This window comes from Prevotella sp. AM23-5 (assembly GCF_003473645.1).
Lineage (GTDB): Bacteria > Bacteroidota > Bacteroidia > Bacteroidales > Bacteroidaceae > Prevotella > Prevotella copri_A.
This window is the reverse complement of record NZ_QUCG01000029.1, coordinates 28,263-44,359: the sequence shown is the minus strand read 5'-3', so window position 1 is coordinate 44,359 and position 16,097 is coordinate 28,263. Positions and strand designations below refer to the sequence as shown.

Annotated in this window: 11 protein-coding genes and 1 riboswitch; of the genes, 8 read left to right on the top strand and 3 right to left on the bottom strand. The window is 46.9% G+C overall.

Going from position 1 to position 16,097, the window contains the following annotated elements:
- Positions 1-26 precede the first annotated feature (26 nt).
- The 8 genes from DW657_RS08860 (at position 27) to DW657_RS08825 (ending at position 10,837) form a co-directional block, all read left to right on the top strand.
- Positions 27-977 (top strand): toprim domain-containing protein, encoded by a 951-nt coding sequence (locus DW657_RS08860; RefSeq protein WP_118312241.1) that lies wholly within the window; start codon positions 27-29, stop codon positions 975-977.
- A 190-nt stretch (positions 978-1,167) separates the two neighbouring features.
- The gene (mobV, locus tag DW657_RS08855) at positions 1,168-2,532 is read left to right on the top strand and encodes a MobV family relaxase (RefSeq protein WP_118140359.1); all 1,365 of its coding nucleotides are present in this window, start codon (positions 1,168-1,170) and stop codon (positions 2,530-2,532) included.
- A 256-nt stretch (positions 2,533-2,788) separates the two neighbouring features.
- Entirely contained in the window at positions 2,789-3,382 is a 594-nt protein-coding gene (locus tag DW657_RS08850; protein ID WP_022328649.1) for a C39 family peptidase, read from the top strand.
- Between the two features lie 10 nt (positions 3,383-3,392).
- On the top strand, positions 3,393-3,776 hold the full coding sequence (locus DW657_RS08845; RefSeq protein WP_106812876.1) for a hypothetical protein: 384 nt from the start codon (positions 3,393-3,395) through the stop codon (positions 3,774-3,776).
- 376 nt (positions 3,777-4,152) lie between these two features.
- Positions 4,153-4,404: riboswitch (cobalamin riboswitch) on the top strand.
- Complete coding sequence (locus tag DW657_RS08840; protein ID WP_158577342.1) at positions 4,362-6,767, top strand: TonB-dependent siderophore receptor; 2,406 nt, start codon at positions 4,362-4,364, stop codon at positions 6,765-6,767. Its footprint overlaps the riboswitch before it by 43 nt.
- 92 nt (positions 6,768-6,859) lie before the next feature.
- A complete protein-coding gene (locus tag DW657_RS08835) occupies positions 6,860-7,963 on the top strand; it encodes a YncE family protein (protein ID WP_147381918.1) in 1,104 nt (367 codons plus the stop codon).
- A 147-nt stretch (positions 7,964-8,110) separates the two neighbouring features.
- A complete protein-coding gene (locus tag DW657_RS08830; RefSeq protein ID WP_118312238.1) occupies positions 8,111-8,623 on the top strand; it encodes a nitroreductase family protein in 513 nt (170 codons plus the stop codon).
- 12 nt (positions 8,624-8,635) lie between these two features.
- The gene (locus DW657_RS08825; protein WP_118312237.1) at positions 8,636-10,837 is read left to right on the top strand and encodes a helix-turn-helix domain-containing protein; all 2,202 of its coding nucleotides are present in this window, start codon (positions 8,636-8,638) and stop codon (positions 10,835-10,837) included.
- 177 nt (positions 10,838-11,014) lie between these two features.
- On the opposite strand, the gene DW657_RS08820 is transcribed toward DW657_RS08825, so the two are convergent.
- The 3 genes from DW657_RS08820 to DW657_RS08810 form a co-directional block, all read right to left on the bottom strand.
- Entirely contained in the window at positions 11,015-12,196 is a 1,182-nt protein-coding gene (locus DW657_RS08820; RefSeq protein ID WP_118312242.1) for a MalY/PatB family protein, read from the bottom strand.
- Positions 12,197-12,342: 146 nt separating this feature from the next.
- Positions 12,343-13,527, bottom strand: coding sequence for a PLP-dependent aspartate aminotransferase family protein (locus tag DW657_RS08815; protein WP_118312236.1), 1,185 nt, complete (start codon positions 13,525-13,527; stop codon positions 12,343-12,345).
- A 170-nt stretch (positions 13,528-13,697) separates the two neighbouring features.
- Positions 13,698-15,938, bottom strand: a complete 2,241-nt coding sequence (locus tag DW657_RS08810; RefSeq protein ID WP_118312235.1) for a TonB-dependent receptor domain-containing protein — start codon at positions 15,936-15,938, stop codon at positions 13,698-13,700.
- Positions 15,939-16,097 lie beyond the last annotated feature (159 nt).

Below are 16,097 nucleotides of genomic sequence, written 5' to 3'. Positions count from 1 at the left end.
ATACACCACTTAATCCACAGTAAGACATGAACATTCAAGAAGCAAAGCAAATCAAGATTGCAGACTATCTGCAAAGTTTGGGACACCGCCCTGTCAAGCAGCAGGGTGCAAACCTTTGGTACAAGTCACCGCTGAGAAACGAAAGCGAGGCATCTTTTAAGGTGAACACCACGATGAACAGTTGGTTCGACTTCGGAATGGGCAAGGGCGGCAACATCATCACCCTTGCGTCATACCTCTACGCATCAGACAGCTTGCCATATCTCTTGGACAAGTTAGAGAAGCAAGCACCCCATGTGCACCCGACCGACTTTTCTTTCCCTCAGCAAGCCTCCGAGCCGAGTTTTGAGATATTGGAGGTTAGGGAACTCAACCATCCTGCACTCCTGCGCTATCTAAGCGAGCGGAATATTGACCTGCGCATCGCCCGAAAGGAATGTGTCGAACTTCATTTCTCACATGATGGCAAGAACTACTTCGCCATCGGCTTCGAGAACAAGTCGGGCGGTTACGAGGTGCGCAACCGATTCTTCAAGGGGTGTATGTCCCCCAAGGACATCACCCATATCCGACATCAAGGCGAGCCAAGATACGCTTGCTATGTTTTCGAGGGCATGATGGATTATCTTTCTTTTCTCTCGTTACGCTTGGAGAAGTTTCCTGCTTGTCCGTCATTGGATGCGCAGGATTATGTGATACTCAACTCCACAAGCAACGTGGACAAGGCAATTGATGCACTCCATGGCTACGAGCGCATCAGTTGTCTGCTCGACAACGATGAAGCAGGGCGGAAGGCAACGCATGCCATCGAGACTGCCCTCGGCTATCGTGTGAGGGATGCCTCCCACTTGTACAGTGAGTACAACGACTTGAACGACTATCTGTGCAGAGTGAAATCCAAACAGTCGGTACACCAAGTACAGCCTGTTAAGCGAACCGTTCCACCTCGGAAGAGAGGCGCAGCCTTGGGCATGTGATGTGTTTTCTGCCCCAATGGCTATTCTGAACGGAAAAGCCATAGCTCAATAGGGCGTTTTCTTGACGCAGTGGCACGCCACCGCTAAAAACGCCCATTGAGCAAAGGGGCATCCCCTTTTGAAACCCCGTAAGCCATGCGCAGGACGCAATGTGGCAAGCGGATTTGTACAACTCTAAAACAAGTTTATTATGGGACATTTCAGTTTGGATTTCAAGAAGGCAAAGGGCAGTTCTGACGCAAGGGAATCAGACCACATAGAACGCAAGGTGATTCCCGACAACGCAGACCCAACGAGAACGCATCTCAACCGTGAACTGGTCAAGATGCCGAGTGGTGTGTACGGTCGTGACGAAGCCATCTCCCACCGCATCAAGACTGCAGGCATCAAGCGAAAGATTACCAACGACCAGGTTAGGGTGATAAGAACAGTTCTTTCGGGAACACATGAGGACATGATGAACATCGCAGAAAAAGGACAGCTTGACGATTGGTGCAACGACAGTTTGAAGTGGTTGCAGGACACGTTCGGCAAGGAAAATGTCGTGTCGGTGGTTCTCCACATGGACGAGCACACGCCGCACCTTCACGCCTCCATTGTTCCGATAGTGACAGGCGAACGGAGAAAGGCGAAGAACAAGACAACGGAAGAGGGCAAGCGGACATACCGCAAGAAAGCCAATGCCGTGAGGTTGTGTGCCGATGATGTGCTCAACCGTGACAAGATGGTTGGCTATCACGACAGCTATGCGGAAGTCATGGGCAAGTATGGCTTGAAGCGAGGTGTCCGTGGATCAGATGCGAGACATACCACCACGACACAGTATTACCGCAACATCAAACGAGAGACGGAGAGACTTCAAAACTGCATGAAACTGCTGCAATCCGATGTGGAGGAAGCGGAGCGATTGCTCAAACAGACCAAGAGTGAAATCAACACGGAGAAGCTACAGGCAGCCAAGACGGAAGCCAAGACTGCCTTTGTGTCGAAGATTGGTTCTCTTTTGGGTAGTGGAAAATTGAAGGAGGTGGAGCAACACAACCGAAAGTTGTGCGAGCTTGTGACAGACCGAGAGCAATACATTGACGAACTCCATGAGAAAATTCAGCGAACGGAGGACAGTCACAGCAAACAACTTGACGAGATGCAGCGGAAGCACCAATCGGAGGTCGCGAATTTGGAGAGCAAGCACTCCACGGAGGTAACGATGCTCAACGACATCATCCGCAAAGCCAAGCGTTGGTTCCCGATGTTGGAGGCACGCTTGCAAATGGAAGACCTGTGCAGGAAGATAGGATTCACAGTCGAGCAAATCGGAGTGCTTCTGACCGGAAAGGCACTCAACTTTAGCGGTTCACTCTATTCCGAGAAGCACAGAAGAAAGTTCAATGTGGAGAATGCGGAAATCAAGGTGTTTTCTGATTCTACCAAGCCGAACCAACTGTTTTTGTATATCAATAGACAGCCTATTATAGAATGGTTCAAGGAGCAATGGAATATCTCAAAAGATAGAAGAACCTTAAATCCGAAGATAAATAAAGAAGAAAAAATCTAAAGACCTGAGCAACAAAAAGTTGCTCAGGATTTGGATATGTCAGAAAAATCACGCTATCTTTGTAGCGTCAAAATTTAAAAAGATATTTCTAGGCAAACAAAGATATATTGTTAAAAAGGATAAATAATTTTAATTTTTCAACACTTAAAATATTTTTTTTGTAAATTTGTAAAAAATATAGAATCTTGTAGATTTAAAGATGGTTGCTACAAGTGCAAGAATTGAATGACGAAACCATTTGGAAAGGAAAATGTATATGAAGATAAAACATTTGTTATTTTTTATTCCTGTGACTTTTTTGGTCGCATGTGAAGGGACTGATTTAATCGAGCCAGACAATGTGTCGAAAGAACAGATTTCCACTCAAATAATTTATAACCCGACAAAATATTCAAAACAAAAAGGTGATGTCTTTGTCAAAAGTAGTTTGCCAACAACAATGGCAAAGCAAATACCTAATGCCTGCGTAACATCAATTATGGAGTATGCAAACAATAAAGTTTTTGGTGGAACAGTAAATGAGGGAGCGTATATTCTATATTATACACAAACATATAATTCAAATCCTTTGATTGATGGTGTTTCTTTGGATTATATCGAGCCTTTTGTAACACATTTCTTTAAAACTCAAACATTTACAAATTATAAGTCTGCAATAGATGCCAAGCATCCCGTCATGACTGATGTAAATAGCCAAATAGAAAGCTCTGCCCATAATGTGTTATGTGTAGGATATAACTCCAATACGGGTGCTGCTATTTATATGGACCCTGAGCTTGCTTGTATGTACTCAGTTAATGCTGGGTATTTTTTACAAGATTATAATATAGTATTAACAGGTATAAAGTAATTAAATAAATATGAAGTTAATTTTTAAATATTTTTTTATTTCTCTATTGTTCCTAAATGGGCAATTAGTTCATGCACAATCATTTAAAATCGACAGCTTAAAAGGTAAAAAATGGGAGTTGCAATTGCCAAAAGGAAAGTCTTATACTTCGAATCTTATATTCAAAGATACGACATACACAACTAGTTTCTCCTTTAATGGACAGACTCATACTATAGAGAAGCCATACTTAATACAGCAGGAAAACGTAGAAACATTTTATGTTATTTTTCCATCAGAAGGAAAGGGTACAAAAACTTTCCCTGTTAAGTTTAAAGTTTTAGAATTTACCGACAAGTTGCTAAAATTGCAAAATACAACAACAAATGTTGTAAATACGTATTTCGCAAAATAAACAACTAGTAGATTGTAAAGTCTAAAAGTTTAGTAAGGCACGTGTGATATTTCATCAATCATCAGTATGTGACGAACGACGTTTTACTCAACTTTTAGACTTTACAGACTACTAGTAAGACCGTGCTTTTTGCAACATATTACTCTGTTTGATATTTTTTGTTTAATAAAATTCTTAGATTCATTATTTTTTTTGTATTTTTGCAGCCGAAAAGAGTTGTTAGGCAGCAAACGTATGCAGATTGCAGAATTTAGAACTGTTGCTAAATCATTACCTCTGTTGAGGTGAAAAACTCATAAATAGTTCATTTTTAGCTATTCGGCTGATTTTAGCGTAATTTTCGAAGAAAAACTTTGTTATTCCGCGATTTATGCTTACCTTTGCACCCGCAATTGGTTCGCAGTCGCCACGTGCCGCTATAGGAATGGGGGTGGACTGCGATTAAAAGGGAATCGGGTGAGAAGCCCGGACAGTCCCGCTGCTGTAAACATCTTCTTCCGAAATGAGGGGCACGAATGCCACCGGGGAAGAACAGGCAAGCATCTAAAAGGTCACTGACATTTTTTCGGGAAGACCGCTTGTCTGATGGATGTAAGTCAGAAGACCTGCCGTTGCCATCCTTTCTTATCACTGCGCCCTGCAGCTGATAGGAAGATGATTTCATCCAACCCCGTGGGATGGGTTCGTGATGAAGAAAATAGAAACAACAGAATGAAGAAAAAGAAAAGAATAACGCATGTTGCCCTGATAGGCGCCATGTGGATGAGCGGCTTATCTACCCTCCAGGCTCAGCATCTTGAACCGGTATGGGTAGGAATGCAGGCTTCGGTAAGCGATTCCCTTCGTACTCGCACGCAGCATCTGGATGATGTGGAGGTGAGAGCGAAGAAGCCCCGTAGTGCCCTTTCGAGCGTGACTCCTGTACAGACCATCACCAGTTCTGAACTTCAGTTGCTGGGCATTACCTCAGTGGGAGATGCTGCCAAACGAATGGCTGGAGTGCAGGTGCGTGACTATGGTGGAATCGGTGGACTGCAGACGGTGAGTGTGAGAAGTCTGGGCGCCTGCCATACGGCGGTGAGCTACGATGGAATCGTGGTGAGCAATATGCAGGCAGGACAGATTGACGTGTCGAGATATTCGCTTTCCAATATCCGCCAGCTCTCGGTGGCAATCGGACAGGGTAGCGACCTGATGCAGTCGGCACGGCATTATGCTTCGGCAGGAATCCTGAGCATCGAAAGCCGTGGGATAGACTGGACTTCTCCGCAGCCCTGGCAGCTGAAAGTGAACGCCAAGACAGGTTCCTGGGGCTTGTTCACGCCTTCCCTTCAATATAGCCAGCGGCTCAGCAGTCAGACAGCTCTTACTTTCGACGCCAATATGGTGAGGGCAGATGGAGTCTATCCTTTCACGATTCAGAACGGAAGATACAAGGAGCACCACAAGCGCTATAATTCTGATATCCTGTCGGGACAGGGAGAGGTGAATCTCTTCCATCGTTGGGATAAAAACGAACTTTCTGCCAAGGTTTCCTATTACAATTCCAAACGTGGATTGCCGGGAGTGGTGATTCTCTACAATTCTGATGCTGAAGAGCGGATGTGGGATAAGAGCTGCTTCGCCCAGATGGTTTGGAAATCGCAGCTAGCTCCCCGTCTCGCACTGAATGCAAGGTTGAAATACGCCCATACGTGGTCGAAATATGAAGATTACAATGTGAAATATCAGGGCGGAAAGCTGACGGATATTGCCCGGCAGAATGAGTATTATGCCTCTGCCACGATAGGTTATGATCTGGGGTGGGGATGGACAACGGCACTTGCCGAAGATTTCTCCATCGGCGATCTTCGCACCAATGTTGTTTCACAGCCTAATCCTACCCGCTACTCATCGCAGACCGCCTGGTCGCTGAGATGGAAATGGCAGAGATGGCAGGTGGATGGGAATCTTGTAGGAACCTACATTTCCGAAAAAGCTTCGAAAGAGGATAAAGGTTCTTCCGACTCATCCTCATCTTCCGGTTCTTCCGGATCTTCCTCTTCAGTAAATGCCCGGATTCCTGCCGACCGAAAGCGGATTTCGCCAAGCATCGCCATGAACTATCGTCTGCTTGCCGATGAAACGCTCTATCTCAGGGCGATGATGAAGAGCACCTATCGCGTGCCGACTTTCACGGATATGTATTATCTGCACATCGGCAATACGAATCTCAAACCTGAGAATGCTACGGAATGGAACCTCGGTGTAACTTGGGCGCATCAGTTTGGAGGAAAAACGCTGCGGAATCCGGCTCGTGGAATCAGTCTGCAAGCCACTCTTGACACCTATTATAATAAGGTGACGGATAAGATTGTGGCTTTCCCGACTACCTATGTATGGAAGATGGTGAATTTCGGACGAGTGGAAATCAAGGGCGTAGATGCTACACTTTCGTTCGGTGTTCCGATGGGAGAGAAGATGGCTTTGGATGTGGATGTTTCCTATACCTATCAGTATGCGGTGGATAAGACGGACAGTAAGAAGAGTTATTACCGCCATCAGTTGCCTTATACGCCTCGCCATTCGGGCAATGTTTCTGCCGTATGGCGCAATCCCTGGGTGTCTGTGGGATGGCAGATGCAGGCTGTGGGCGAGCGATGGAGTATGATACAGTGCACGGATGAATATCGGATGAAAGCATATCAGGAGCATACTTTCACCTTATCGAGAGAGTTTTCGCTCGGAAAGAGAAAGAAGAACATTGAGTCGGGAAGTGGGGCGAGAGAAAATGCTCTTAAAGGCAATGTTTCAGAAGAAAATGCCCTTTATGGAAACGCTTCAGAAGAGAGTGCACTTGATGGGAATGCTTCAAGAAGGGATTTTTCAAGGGGCAGCGTCCTGAAACTCAGTTTCTCCCTGCTCAATGCCTTCAACAAGCAATATGAGGTAATTAAGTATTATCCGATGCCGGGCAGGAGTTGGCAAGCCACAGCTTCGCTTACCTTATAGAAAGCCGGATGGTTGGAAAACGGAATAGAAATCTGAATAGAAAACTGAAAGTGAGAAAAAATAATATTCAATATAACAAATAGAGAATGAAAATGAAAAAAATGAAATTGAGAAGTTTGTTTATGGCAATCATCTGCGGATTGATGATTGCTGCTGGTTTTACATCATGTAGTGATGATGAGGAGGATAATTCATGGAAGGAGGGATCTAAGGTAGATCTTCCTCAGTATCGTGCCTTCGTTCTGTCAGAGGGTAGCTATCGTAAGAACAATAGCCATCTCTTCTTTGTGGATCCTCAGACTGATCTGCCTTCTGAGAATGATATCTATTTGACTCAGAATGGTAAGGGCCTGGGTGATACAGCCAATGATATGATTGAGGAAGATGGCAACATCTACGTGGTAGTAAATGTTTCCAAGAAACTCCTGAAGCTGAATGGTTCTGGTGTTCAGCAGGCAGAGTACAGCTTTGATGAGAAGTTGGGTGAGCCTCGCTACATCTGCGAAGACGATGGTAAGCTCTATGTTTCCAGCTATGGTGGCTATGTAAGCCGTTTCGATGCAAAGACCTTGGCTTTGGAGGCTTCTGTAAAGGTAGATGCTAACCCAGAGGAGCTTGTTGAGGAAGATGATGTAATCTACGTAGTATGTTCTGGTTATGGCGCTGGCAAGACTCTCTGCACCATCAATACCAAGACTTTCGACAAGGCTGAGTCTATTGAAATCGCCAACAATCCTCAGCGTATCGTAGAGAGCGATGATCATATCTACGTTCTTGCTGGCAGCCCATCTTATAATCCTGCCAACTACGATTATTCTACAGCTGTCTATACTTACAATCCTCAGACTAAGAAGTGCGATTATATTGCCAACGCTACCAAGATGATGGCTTATGATGGCAACCTCTACTTCACCAATTCTACATCACCTGATTGGGTGACTTACACCACTACCTACAACATCTACGATGCCAAGAGCAAGCAGGTTTCTACATGGAATCTGAAGAATATTCCTGCTGAGGTGGCTGGTAACACTGTATATATGATTGAGCGCAATCCATACGATGGCAGTTTCTATCTCGCCTATACAGACTATGCTAGCAACAGCACCATCTGCCACTTCACAGCAACAGGCGAGTACAAGAGCAAGTTTGATGCAGGTGGCATTAATGCCAACTCAATGTTGTTCTTGAGATAATCAGCTTGCTGAAGAATGAAATCCTATGAAAAGTAGGAAATTCCTGAAAATCATAGGAGGATAAGAAGGAAAATCCCCGAAAGGCTTGGGCTTTTCGGGGATTTTTTGTAATTTTGCCTTATATTAATAAGATAAAAACGAAATGGTATGAAAAATATGTTGGCATTGAGCCAAGAGCGTTTCTCGGCTCGCAAGTTTACCTCCGAGGCAGTAAGTCAGGAGGATGTGGATTACATCATGGCGTGTGTGCGACTGGCTCCATCGGCAGTGAACAGACAGCCTTGGCATTGGCTCATCGTCCGCTCGGATGAGGCTAAGGAGAAACTCCAGGAGTGCTACGACCGTGAGTGGTTCAAGACAGCCCCAATGTATATTGTGGGAATGAAGAATGTGAATGAGAACTGGGTTCGCAGATACGATGAGAAGCCTCATGGAGATATTGATGTGGCAATAGCTGCCGAGCACCTCTGTCTGGCTGCCACCGAAAGAGGTCTGGGCACCTGCTGGGTCTGCAATTATGATACAGACAAGATGCAGCAGTTTTTCCCTCGCGAAGGTTTCGAGGCTGTAGTGATCATCCCTCTCGGTCATATTGCTGAGGATTGTCCTCATACCGAGAAGAAGCGCAAGGAAATGAACGAGATCGTGGAAGAAATCTAAAAAACGAAGCTAATGGAAATGAACGAAGAATCCATCCTGGCATGGAACATCATAGAAAAGACCAGCGCTAACCTCTTCCTTACGGGCAAGGCAGGCACAGGTAAAACGACCTTCTTGAAACAGCTCAAGGAGAAGTCGCCTAAACGAATGGTTGTGCTTGCCCCAACAGGTATTGCCGCCATCAACGCCGGAGGAATGACCATTCATTCGTTCTTCCAGCTTCCTTTTTCGCCATACATTCCGGGTACAACCTTCGGAAGTGGCGAACAGAAACGCTATCAGTTCAGCAAACTCAAGCGAAACATCATCCGAAGCATCGACCTGCTGGTCATCGATGAAATCAGTATGGTACGCAGCGATTTGCTCGACGCCATCGACTCCGTGCTTCGTCAGTACCGCAAGCGTCACGACCTTCCTTTCGGCGGTGTGCAGCTCCTGATGATAGGCGATCTGCAGCAGTTGGCACCAGTGGTTACGGCACAGGAGGAACAGCTTCTGAAAGAGCATTACGATACTCCTTTCTTCTTCAGCAGCAATGCGCTGAAGCAGGTGGGCTATCTTACCGTAGAGCTCAAGAAGGTTTATCGCCAGCAGGACGAGCAGTTTATCTCCCTGCTCAACCAGATTAGGGAGAACAGGGCTTCGGATGCTACCTTGCAGGCATTGAACCAGCGTTTTATCCCTAATTTCGAACCGCCGAAGAACAGTAACTTTATCCGCCTGACCACTCATAATGCGCCAGCCCAGCAAATCAATGAGCAGCAGCTTGCCGCCTTGCCATTCAGGGCATTTTCCTATACGGCAGAGGTGGAGGATAACTTCCCGGAATCATCTTATCCGGCAGATTTCATGCTTACTCTGAAGCCCGGAGCACAGGTGATGTTTATCAAGAACGACCCGCAGCACCGCTTCTATAATGGTATGATTGGTGAGGTTATCGGTGTGAAACCCGATGAAGAAGGAGATAAGATCATCGTGCGCAGCAAGGATTCTGATGAGGAGTTTGAGCTGGAGAAGATGGAGTGGGTGAATGCGAAATATACGATCAATGAGGAGACCAAGGAGATAGAGGAGACGGTAGAGGGCAAGTTCCGACAGTATCCTTTGCGCCTGGCTTGGGCGATTACCATCCACAAGAGTCAGGGCCTTACCTTCGAACACGCCATCATCGATGCTTCCCATTCCTTTACCCATGGTCAGACCTACGTGGCTTTGAGCCGCTGCAAGACCTTGGAGGGAATGGTGCTCAGTCAGCCTCTGTCTCGTGGAGCCATCATCAGCAGTCAGACGGTGGATGCTTTCAACAGTCAACTTGCTGCGCCTACCCAGGAGCAGATCAGCTATCTGGAGCAGCAATACGTGCTTCACTGCATCGGCGAACTTTTTGATTTCTATGCTATTAGCGGAAGTTACGAGCATCTGATGCGCTGTCTGGTAGAATTCTTCAACAGCAAATATCCTCGTGTGGTGAGCGAGTATCAGAAGTTGCAGGTGGTGCTGAAGAGTCTGATAGGTGTTTCTGATAAGTTCCGTCTGCAATATACCCGCATGCTTTCCCAGAATCCTGATATCCTTCAGGCAGAACTGCAGGAGCGTATTCACAAGGGTGCTGAGTATTTCTTTGATAAGATAGGTATTCTGAGCGATTTGATCAGAAAGTCGAATCTCGATACGGATAATAAGGTAGCAAAGAAACAGTTCCAGGACCGCTTCTCTGTCTTTTCTGAGGATGTGAAGTTGAAGGAACGTCTTTTGAAATACGAGCGTAGCGCTGTGTTTACGGTGACTGATTATCTGAAGAAGAAGGCGCAGTTTATGTTGCTGGATGAAATGGGCGAAGGCGCGTCTTCAAGTGCAGGTTATGCTTCTGGTAGAAAAGCCAGAAAGCAGAAGAAATCGAATGAGTCGAAGGAACCGAAGATTCCAACCAAGGAGGTGAGTTTCAATCTTTATCAGCAGGGAATGACTGTGGATCAGATTGCTGCAGAACGTGGTTTTACCAAAGGCACCATCATCGGTCATCTTACCTCATACGTAAAGGAAGGAAAGGTGGGATTGCGTGCGTTGATTTCTAGTGCCCACGAAAAGAAAATCCGTGAATTCATGGAGGCTCATCCCGAGATGGAGCATTTCAGCGAAATCAAGGAAGCATTGGGAACCGGCATTGATTATTACGAAATCAAACTGGTACGTGATTTAATGGAGGAGGAATAAAGGTCTTCCTCTCACCATTAAATCATTATATCTTTTTATATTGATTGATAGAACTTTCGTCGGTAAGCCCCATACGCCCTGAAAGGGCAGAAGCTCATAGCCCAGGGCACTCGCCCTGGGTTTTGTAATGGATTTAAACTTGTCGCCCTGTAAGGGCAAAAGCTTCTCTTGGCTGGTCTAGAGTTGGGCTACAGCCTTTTCCAGCTGTTGCAAAGCCTGCTTGAGAATGCTTCTAGGAGTTGCAACATTCAGTCGCATGAAGCCCTCACCGCCAGGACCGAACATTTCACCATCATTCAGTGCCAGGTGTGCCTTGTCGATGAATAAATCGAGAAGCGCATCGTGGGAGAGATGCAGGTCTCGGCAGTTGAGCCAGACCAGGAAGGAAGCCTGTGGGCGCAACGGACGAATGCCTGGAATGTGCTCGCAGCAGTAATCCTCTACGAATCGGATGTTGTCTTCTATGTAGGCAAGCATCTTCTTTCTCCATTCCTCACCCTTGCGGAAAGCAGCGATGGTGGCGATAGGAGCGAAGAGGGTTGGCTCATCCAGTTCGTTGGCACTCAGCCAAGGATAGAATTTCCTGCGGATTTCTTCGTTTGGAACGATGGCGTAGCTGCTTACGATTCCTGCAATGTTGAAGGTCTTGGAAGGAGCCTGGAAGGTGATGCTGATGTTGCGCGCCTTGTCGGAAACCGAAGCAAATGGGATGTGCTTGTGTCCGAACAGAGCCATGTCTGCATGAATCTCATCGCTGATAACGAGCAGATGATGTTCGTAGCAGAAGTCGGCAAGTCGCTGCAGGGTTTCCTTGCTCCAGGTAATTCCGCCTGGATTATGAGGATTGCAGAGAATCAGGATCTTGCACTTCTCATCATAGATTTTCTCCAGGTTTTCGAAATCCATCTCGTAATATCCATCCTCCTTCATCTTCAGCGGATTGAAGACCACCTCTCTGCCGTTGCCCTCTGGAGTGAGGCGGAATGGGTGATAAACGGGTGGCTGGATGATGACTTTTTCATCTGGACGGGTGAAGACATTCACCACGAGTCCGATACCTTTTACAATACCTGGAATGAAGCGGATCCACTCTCGCTTCACATCCCACTGGTGATGGTCATGCACCCAGTCGATGATGCTGGGCAGATAATCTTCCGGCTCCATGGTGTAGCCGAAAAGAGAGTGTTCCAATCTTGCCTTGAGGGCATCTGTAATGAAAGATGGGGTCTCGAAATCCATATCGGCTACCCAGAGTGGCAGCAGATCATCTCGTCCCCAGCGGGGCAGCAGGGCGCCATGCTTCAGGTCGTCGCTGCCCGAACGGTCTATAATCTTATCGAAATCGTACATTTTTTTAATCTTTAACTTTAAATGCCGGGCAATATACAAAGCTTTTGCCCTTACAGGGCGCCTTACTGATTGCCATTATACCCAGGGCGATGCCCTGGGCTATGAGCTTTTGGGCCTTCAGCCCGTACTTAAACCACTTGCGAAACTTGAGTTTACTATAAATTATCAACCGCCTGCTTGATGTCTTCGAAGAGATCATCCACATCCTCCAGACCTACGCTGAGGCGGATGGTAGTATCTTTTACATCCATCGACTTGCGCATACTCTCGGAGAATGCACCGAAGATGGTGCTTGCCGGATGAATGGCGAGCGAACGGTTGTCGAAGAGATTGGTGGCACGATGGATGAGCTTCAGATTGTTGAGGAAACTGAAGCAGGCTTCCTTGCTTTCCAAATCAATGCAGATCATGGCTCCCGCCGTCTTGCCAAACTGGCGCTGCGCCAATTCGTGGTAAGGATTATCCTCCAAACCTACATAGTTTACATACTGAATCTGAGGCAGGGTGCGCAGTTTTTTGGCAAGTTCCAGGGCATTGCCGCTTTGAACACGATAGCGTGCATCGAGCGTTTCGAGTCCGATGGTCTGCATATAAGCTACCTGTGGAGTCATATAGGCGCCGAAGTTGAAGAGCATTTCTCCATAGAGACGCTTGGCGAAATCGCCGTTGTAAGGAGTTCCGTAGTCGATGACCAGACCGCCGAGCGAAGTAGCACCACCACTTACATATTTAGAGCTGGAAACCACCTCAATATCTACTCCCAGACTCTTAGCCGAGAACTGTGTGAACGGAATCACGGTAGAATCCACTACCAGCGGAACATTCTTTTCGTGAGCCACTTCCGAAATGGCTTTCAGATCGGCAACCTCCAACTGTGGGTTGGTCAGGATTTCCAGGAATACGCAACAGGTGTCATCGTCGATGGCCTCACGTACCTCCTTGATATTGGTTAAATCGCGCAAGCGTACCTTTACACCAAAACGGCGCAGAGTAGCCACGAGCAGCGCATAGGTGTTACCGAAGAGATGCTTCGAAGTAACGATGTTCTTGCCCTGTGCTGCCAAGGACATGAAAGTATTGCTGATTGCCGCCATTCCTGAGTTGAAGGCTGTGGCGTGGGCTGCATCGGTGAGGGCTGCCACTCGGCGCTCCAGGTTGGTTACCGTAGGATTCTCCACACGGGAGTAATCAGGTGCCTTGATTTTGTCGGTGAATGCTTCCGACATCACGGCAGCATTGTCGAATTCGTAGGCAAGGGTGTTATATACTGGAACGCTCAGCGAATCGTAAGCATCGCGGCGTTCGTATTCCAAATGAATGGCTTGCGTTTGTTTCTTCATTCTTTTATGATTTTATGTGATATTTTGTATGCAAAAGTACAAAAAAGAAATCAAATAGACAATAGCTAGCATTAAAAAACGAGTTGCGAATGCTTTTTTTATGCATTGCAACTCGTTCGAGAGAGTGTATTGATTATTCTATTCTATGTTTCCGATGGTTCCTGGGCTTGTTAGTTTCCATTCATTCCACCCGTCTGGATTCCCTGTTTTTCTTCCTGGAAATCGTTCTTGATGTTGGATTTCGCCTGCTGGAATTGCTTCTTGGTGTTGCCGAATTTCCAGGTAAGGGTGAGACTGATCTGGCGCAGAGGCACCTTCACCGTCATATTCTGAACATAGTCAGAACCCATGGTCTTCTGCTTGATGTTGAGCTTGTCGTCGGTTGGTGTGAGAAACATCAGACTCAGGTCCAGCTTATCCTTGACGATGGATTTGGAGAGGGTGGAGTAGAAGAAAGCCATTCCGCTCTGATAGCCCTGCAGGGTGTGCTGCTTGCTCTGAATGATGCTTCCTACCGTCCATTGTAGTTCCCAAGGCAGAGTCTGTTGCAGATTGATCATCGTACTGCTGTTCCAGCCATGGTTCTTCCATCCCAGGATTTCGCTGCGCAGGTCGTTGTAGCTAAGACTCTCGTTCAGCATCAGTCTCGTCTTCTTGAACACCAGCCAGTTGGCAAAGACATTCAGACTGGCGTTGCGAGTCTTCGAAACATTGCCGTAGGTGGTGTTGAGCAGGTTGTCTGCATCGATGAATGAATACTGCTCTATCTGGTTGTTGCAGAATCCATAGCCCAGAGTCGTGCTCAGGATGAATCTAGGGTTGTAATAATTGAACACCATGTTCAACTGATGCGACTTCACCACGTCGAGGTCTGTATTACCATAGCTGATGGCGGTAGGATTACTGCGATCTACATACGGGTTGAGATAGGTGATTCCCGGACGGGTGATTCTCATGCTGTAGTTCACGCCGAGATTCACTCCTGGAGTGATGCTGTAGGAGAGGCTGGCGCTCGGCACGAAATTACCATAGTTTTTGTCGAAGTTGTCGCCCTTGCCCTGCTCGAATTTCACTTTCTCCCAGGTCTGTTCGTATCGGGTTCCCAGCATGGTTCCAATCTTTCCGAAGTTTCCTTTCCATTCAGCATAGGCAGCCAGGATGTTCTGGGTGTTCTTATACTCCATACTGTTGGCAGGATTCAGCGTTTCGCTTTTGTCAGCTGCTACGTCGTAGTATCGGGAATCGCTCTTGTTGATGCGGGCAATATACTTGGCTCCGAAGTTCAGACGCTGGGTGGCGCTGAGCGAATGGGTGAAGTCTGCCTGGAATGTATGCTCCGTTCCGCGTGTCTTGCTCTTCGAGAGCAGGTCGTTGAGCTGGAGAGTCGTCACATGACTGATATTGTCGTAGAATGTATAGTCGTCGGTGTGAGAAGGGTTGGTACTGAAGAGATAGCTGAGGATGAGATTGTTCGTACGCTCCTTGTTGAAGAATCGCTGATAATCGAGACTTCCGTTGAAGGAGGTGTTGCCCATATCCTGCTTCATCTCATTGCCGTATTCGAATCCTTCGCCGTAGATTCCGCCTGCCATCTTCGTGAGAGGGTGACCCGTAATCTTCTGGTTGAAGGTGGTCAGACCAGCCGTGGCGCTGATGTTGCTCAGCGAATCGAGTTCGTAGCTCAGACTAATGTTGCCCATGGAGAAGGGCTGCTTCATATCCGAATTCTGATAGTAGTTCATCGTGCTTCCATCTTTCTGGATTCGGTCGAAGGAGATGGTGGTTCCATCCATGCGCTGATGATTGTACATTCCGTTGGCACTGTAGGTAAGCTTGCCCTGCTGACCGCTGATGAAGGCGGAGATGCGCTGCGTCTGGTTGCCGGCAGCAGCACTGATGTTGCCATTATAGCCATTGCTGAGGTCGTTGCCTCCGCCGCCGTTCACGGCTTGCTTGTTGAGTACGATGTTAAGCACGCCTCCCGTACCTTCAGCATCATACTTGGCTCCCGGATTGGTGATTACCTCAATGTTCTTGACCATGGTAGCCGGCATTGCCTTGAAAATCTGCGAAGGGTTGGCAGAGAACATCGGGTTGGGTTTTCCATCCACATACACCTTGAAGCTGGATGAACCATTCACGGTAATGTTATCCTGTCCATCCACGGTAACCATCGGCACCTTGCGCAGCATGTCGAGAACGGTAGAAGCCTTGGCGTCAGCATCCTGTTGCACGTTGTAGGTCATCTTGTCGGTCTCCATTTTTACCAGTGGTTTGGATGCAACCACGGTAACAGCGTTGAGATCCACGTCTTTCCAGAGGGAATCTGTGACCTCAGCATTGCTCTGCGCGAAACTTTCGAGCGAGCAGACGAGCAGAGTGCTCATCAAAATCATATTTTTCTTATTCATATTCTTCGTGTTTGAATATCCTTGTTTATTGACTATCTTTTTGCCTTTTTGTTTGTTTGACGATGCAAAGATAACAGATTCTTTTGTAAAGACAATGACACCGGGAGGGGTTTAACCCAACAATAACTTTCTGAAAGCCGTCCTTAACATTGAAATAAC

What these genes read in the sequence shown, in the direction of transcription:
- DW657_RS08860 (WP_118312241.1), top strand. Translation starts at nt 27, where the DNA reads ATGAACATTCAAGAAGCAAAGCAAATCAAGATTGCAGACTATCTGCAA.
- mobV (WP_118140359.1), top strand. Translation starts at nt 1,168, where the DNA reads ATGGGACATTTCAGTTTGGATTTCAAGAAGGCAAAGGGCAGTTCTGAC.
- DW657_RS08850 (WP_022328649.1), top strand. Translation starts at nt 2,789, where the DNA reads ATGAAGATAAAACATTTGTTATTTTTTATTCCTGTGACTTTTTTGGTC.
- DW657_RS08845 (WP_106812876.1), top strand. Translation starts at nt 3,393, where the DNA reads ATGAAGTTAATTTTTAAATATTTTTTTATTTCTCTATTGTTCCTAAAT.
- DW657_RS08840 (WP_158577342.1), top strand. Translation starts at nt 4,362, where the DNA reads ATGGATGTAAGTCAGAAGACCTGCCGTTGCCATCCTTTCTTATCACTG.
- DW657_RS08835 (WP_147381918.1), top strand. Translation starts at nt 6,860, where the DNA reads ATGAAAAAAATGAAATTGAGAAGTTTGTTTATGGCAATCATCTGCGGA.
- DW657_RS08830 (WP_118312238.1), top strand. Translation starts at nt 8,111, where the DNA reads ATGAAAAATATGTTGGCATTGAGCCAAGAGCGTTTCTCGGCTCGCAAG.
- DW657_RS08825 (WP_118312237.1), top strand. Translation starts at nt 8,636, where the DNA reads ATGGAAATGAACGAAGAATCCATCCTGGCATGGAACATCATAGAAAAG.
- DW657_RS08815 (WP_118312236.1), bottom strand. Translation starts at nt 13,527, where the DNA reads ATGAAGAAACAAACGCAAGCCATTCATTTGGAATACGAACGCCGCGAT.
- DW657_RS08810 (WP_118312235.1), bottom strand. Translation starts at nt 15,938, where the DNA reads ATGAATAAGAAAAATATGATTTTGATGAGCACTCTGCTCGTCTGCTCG.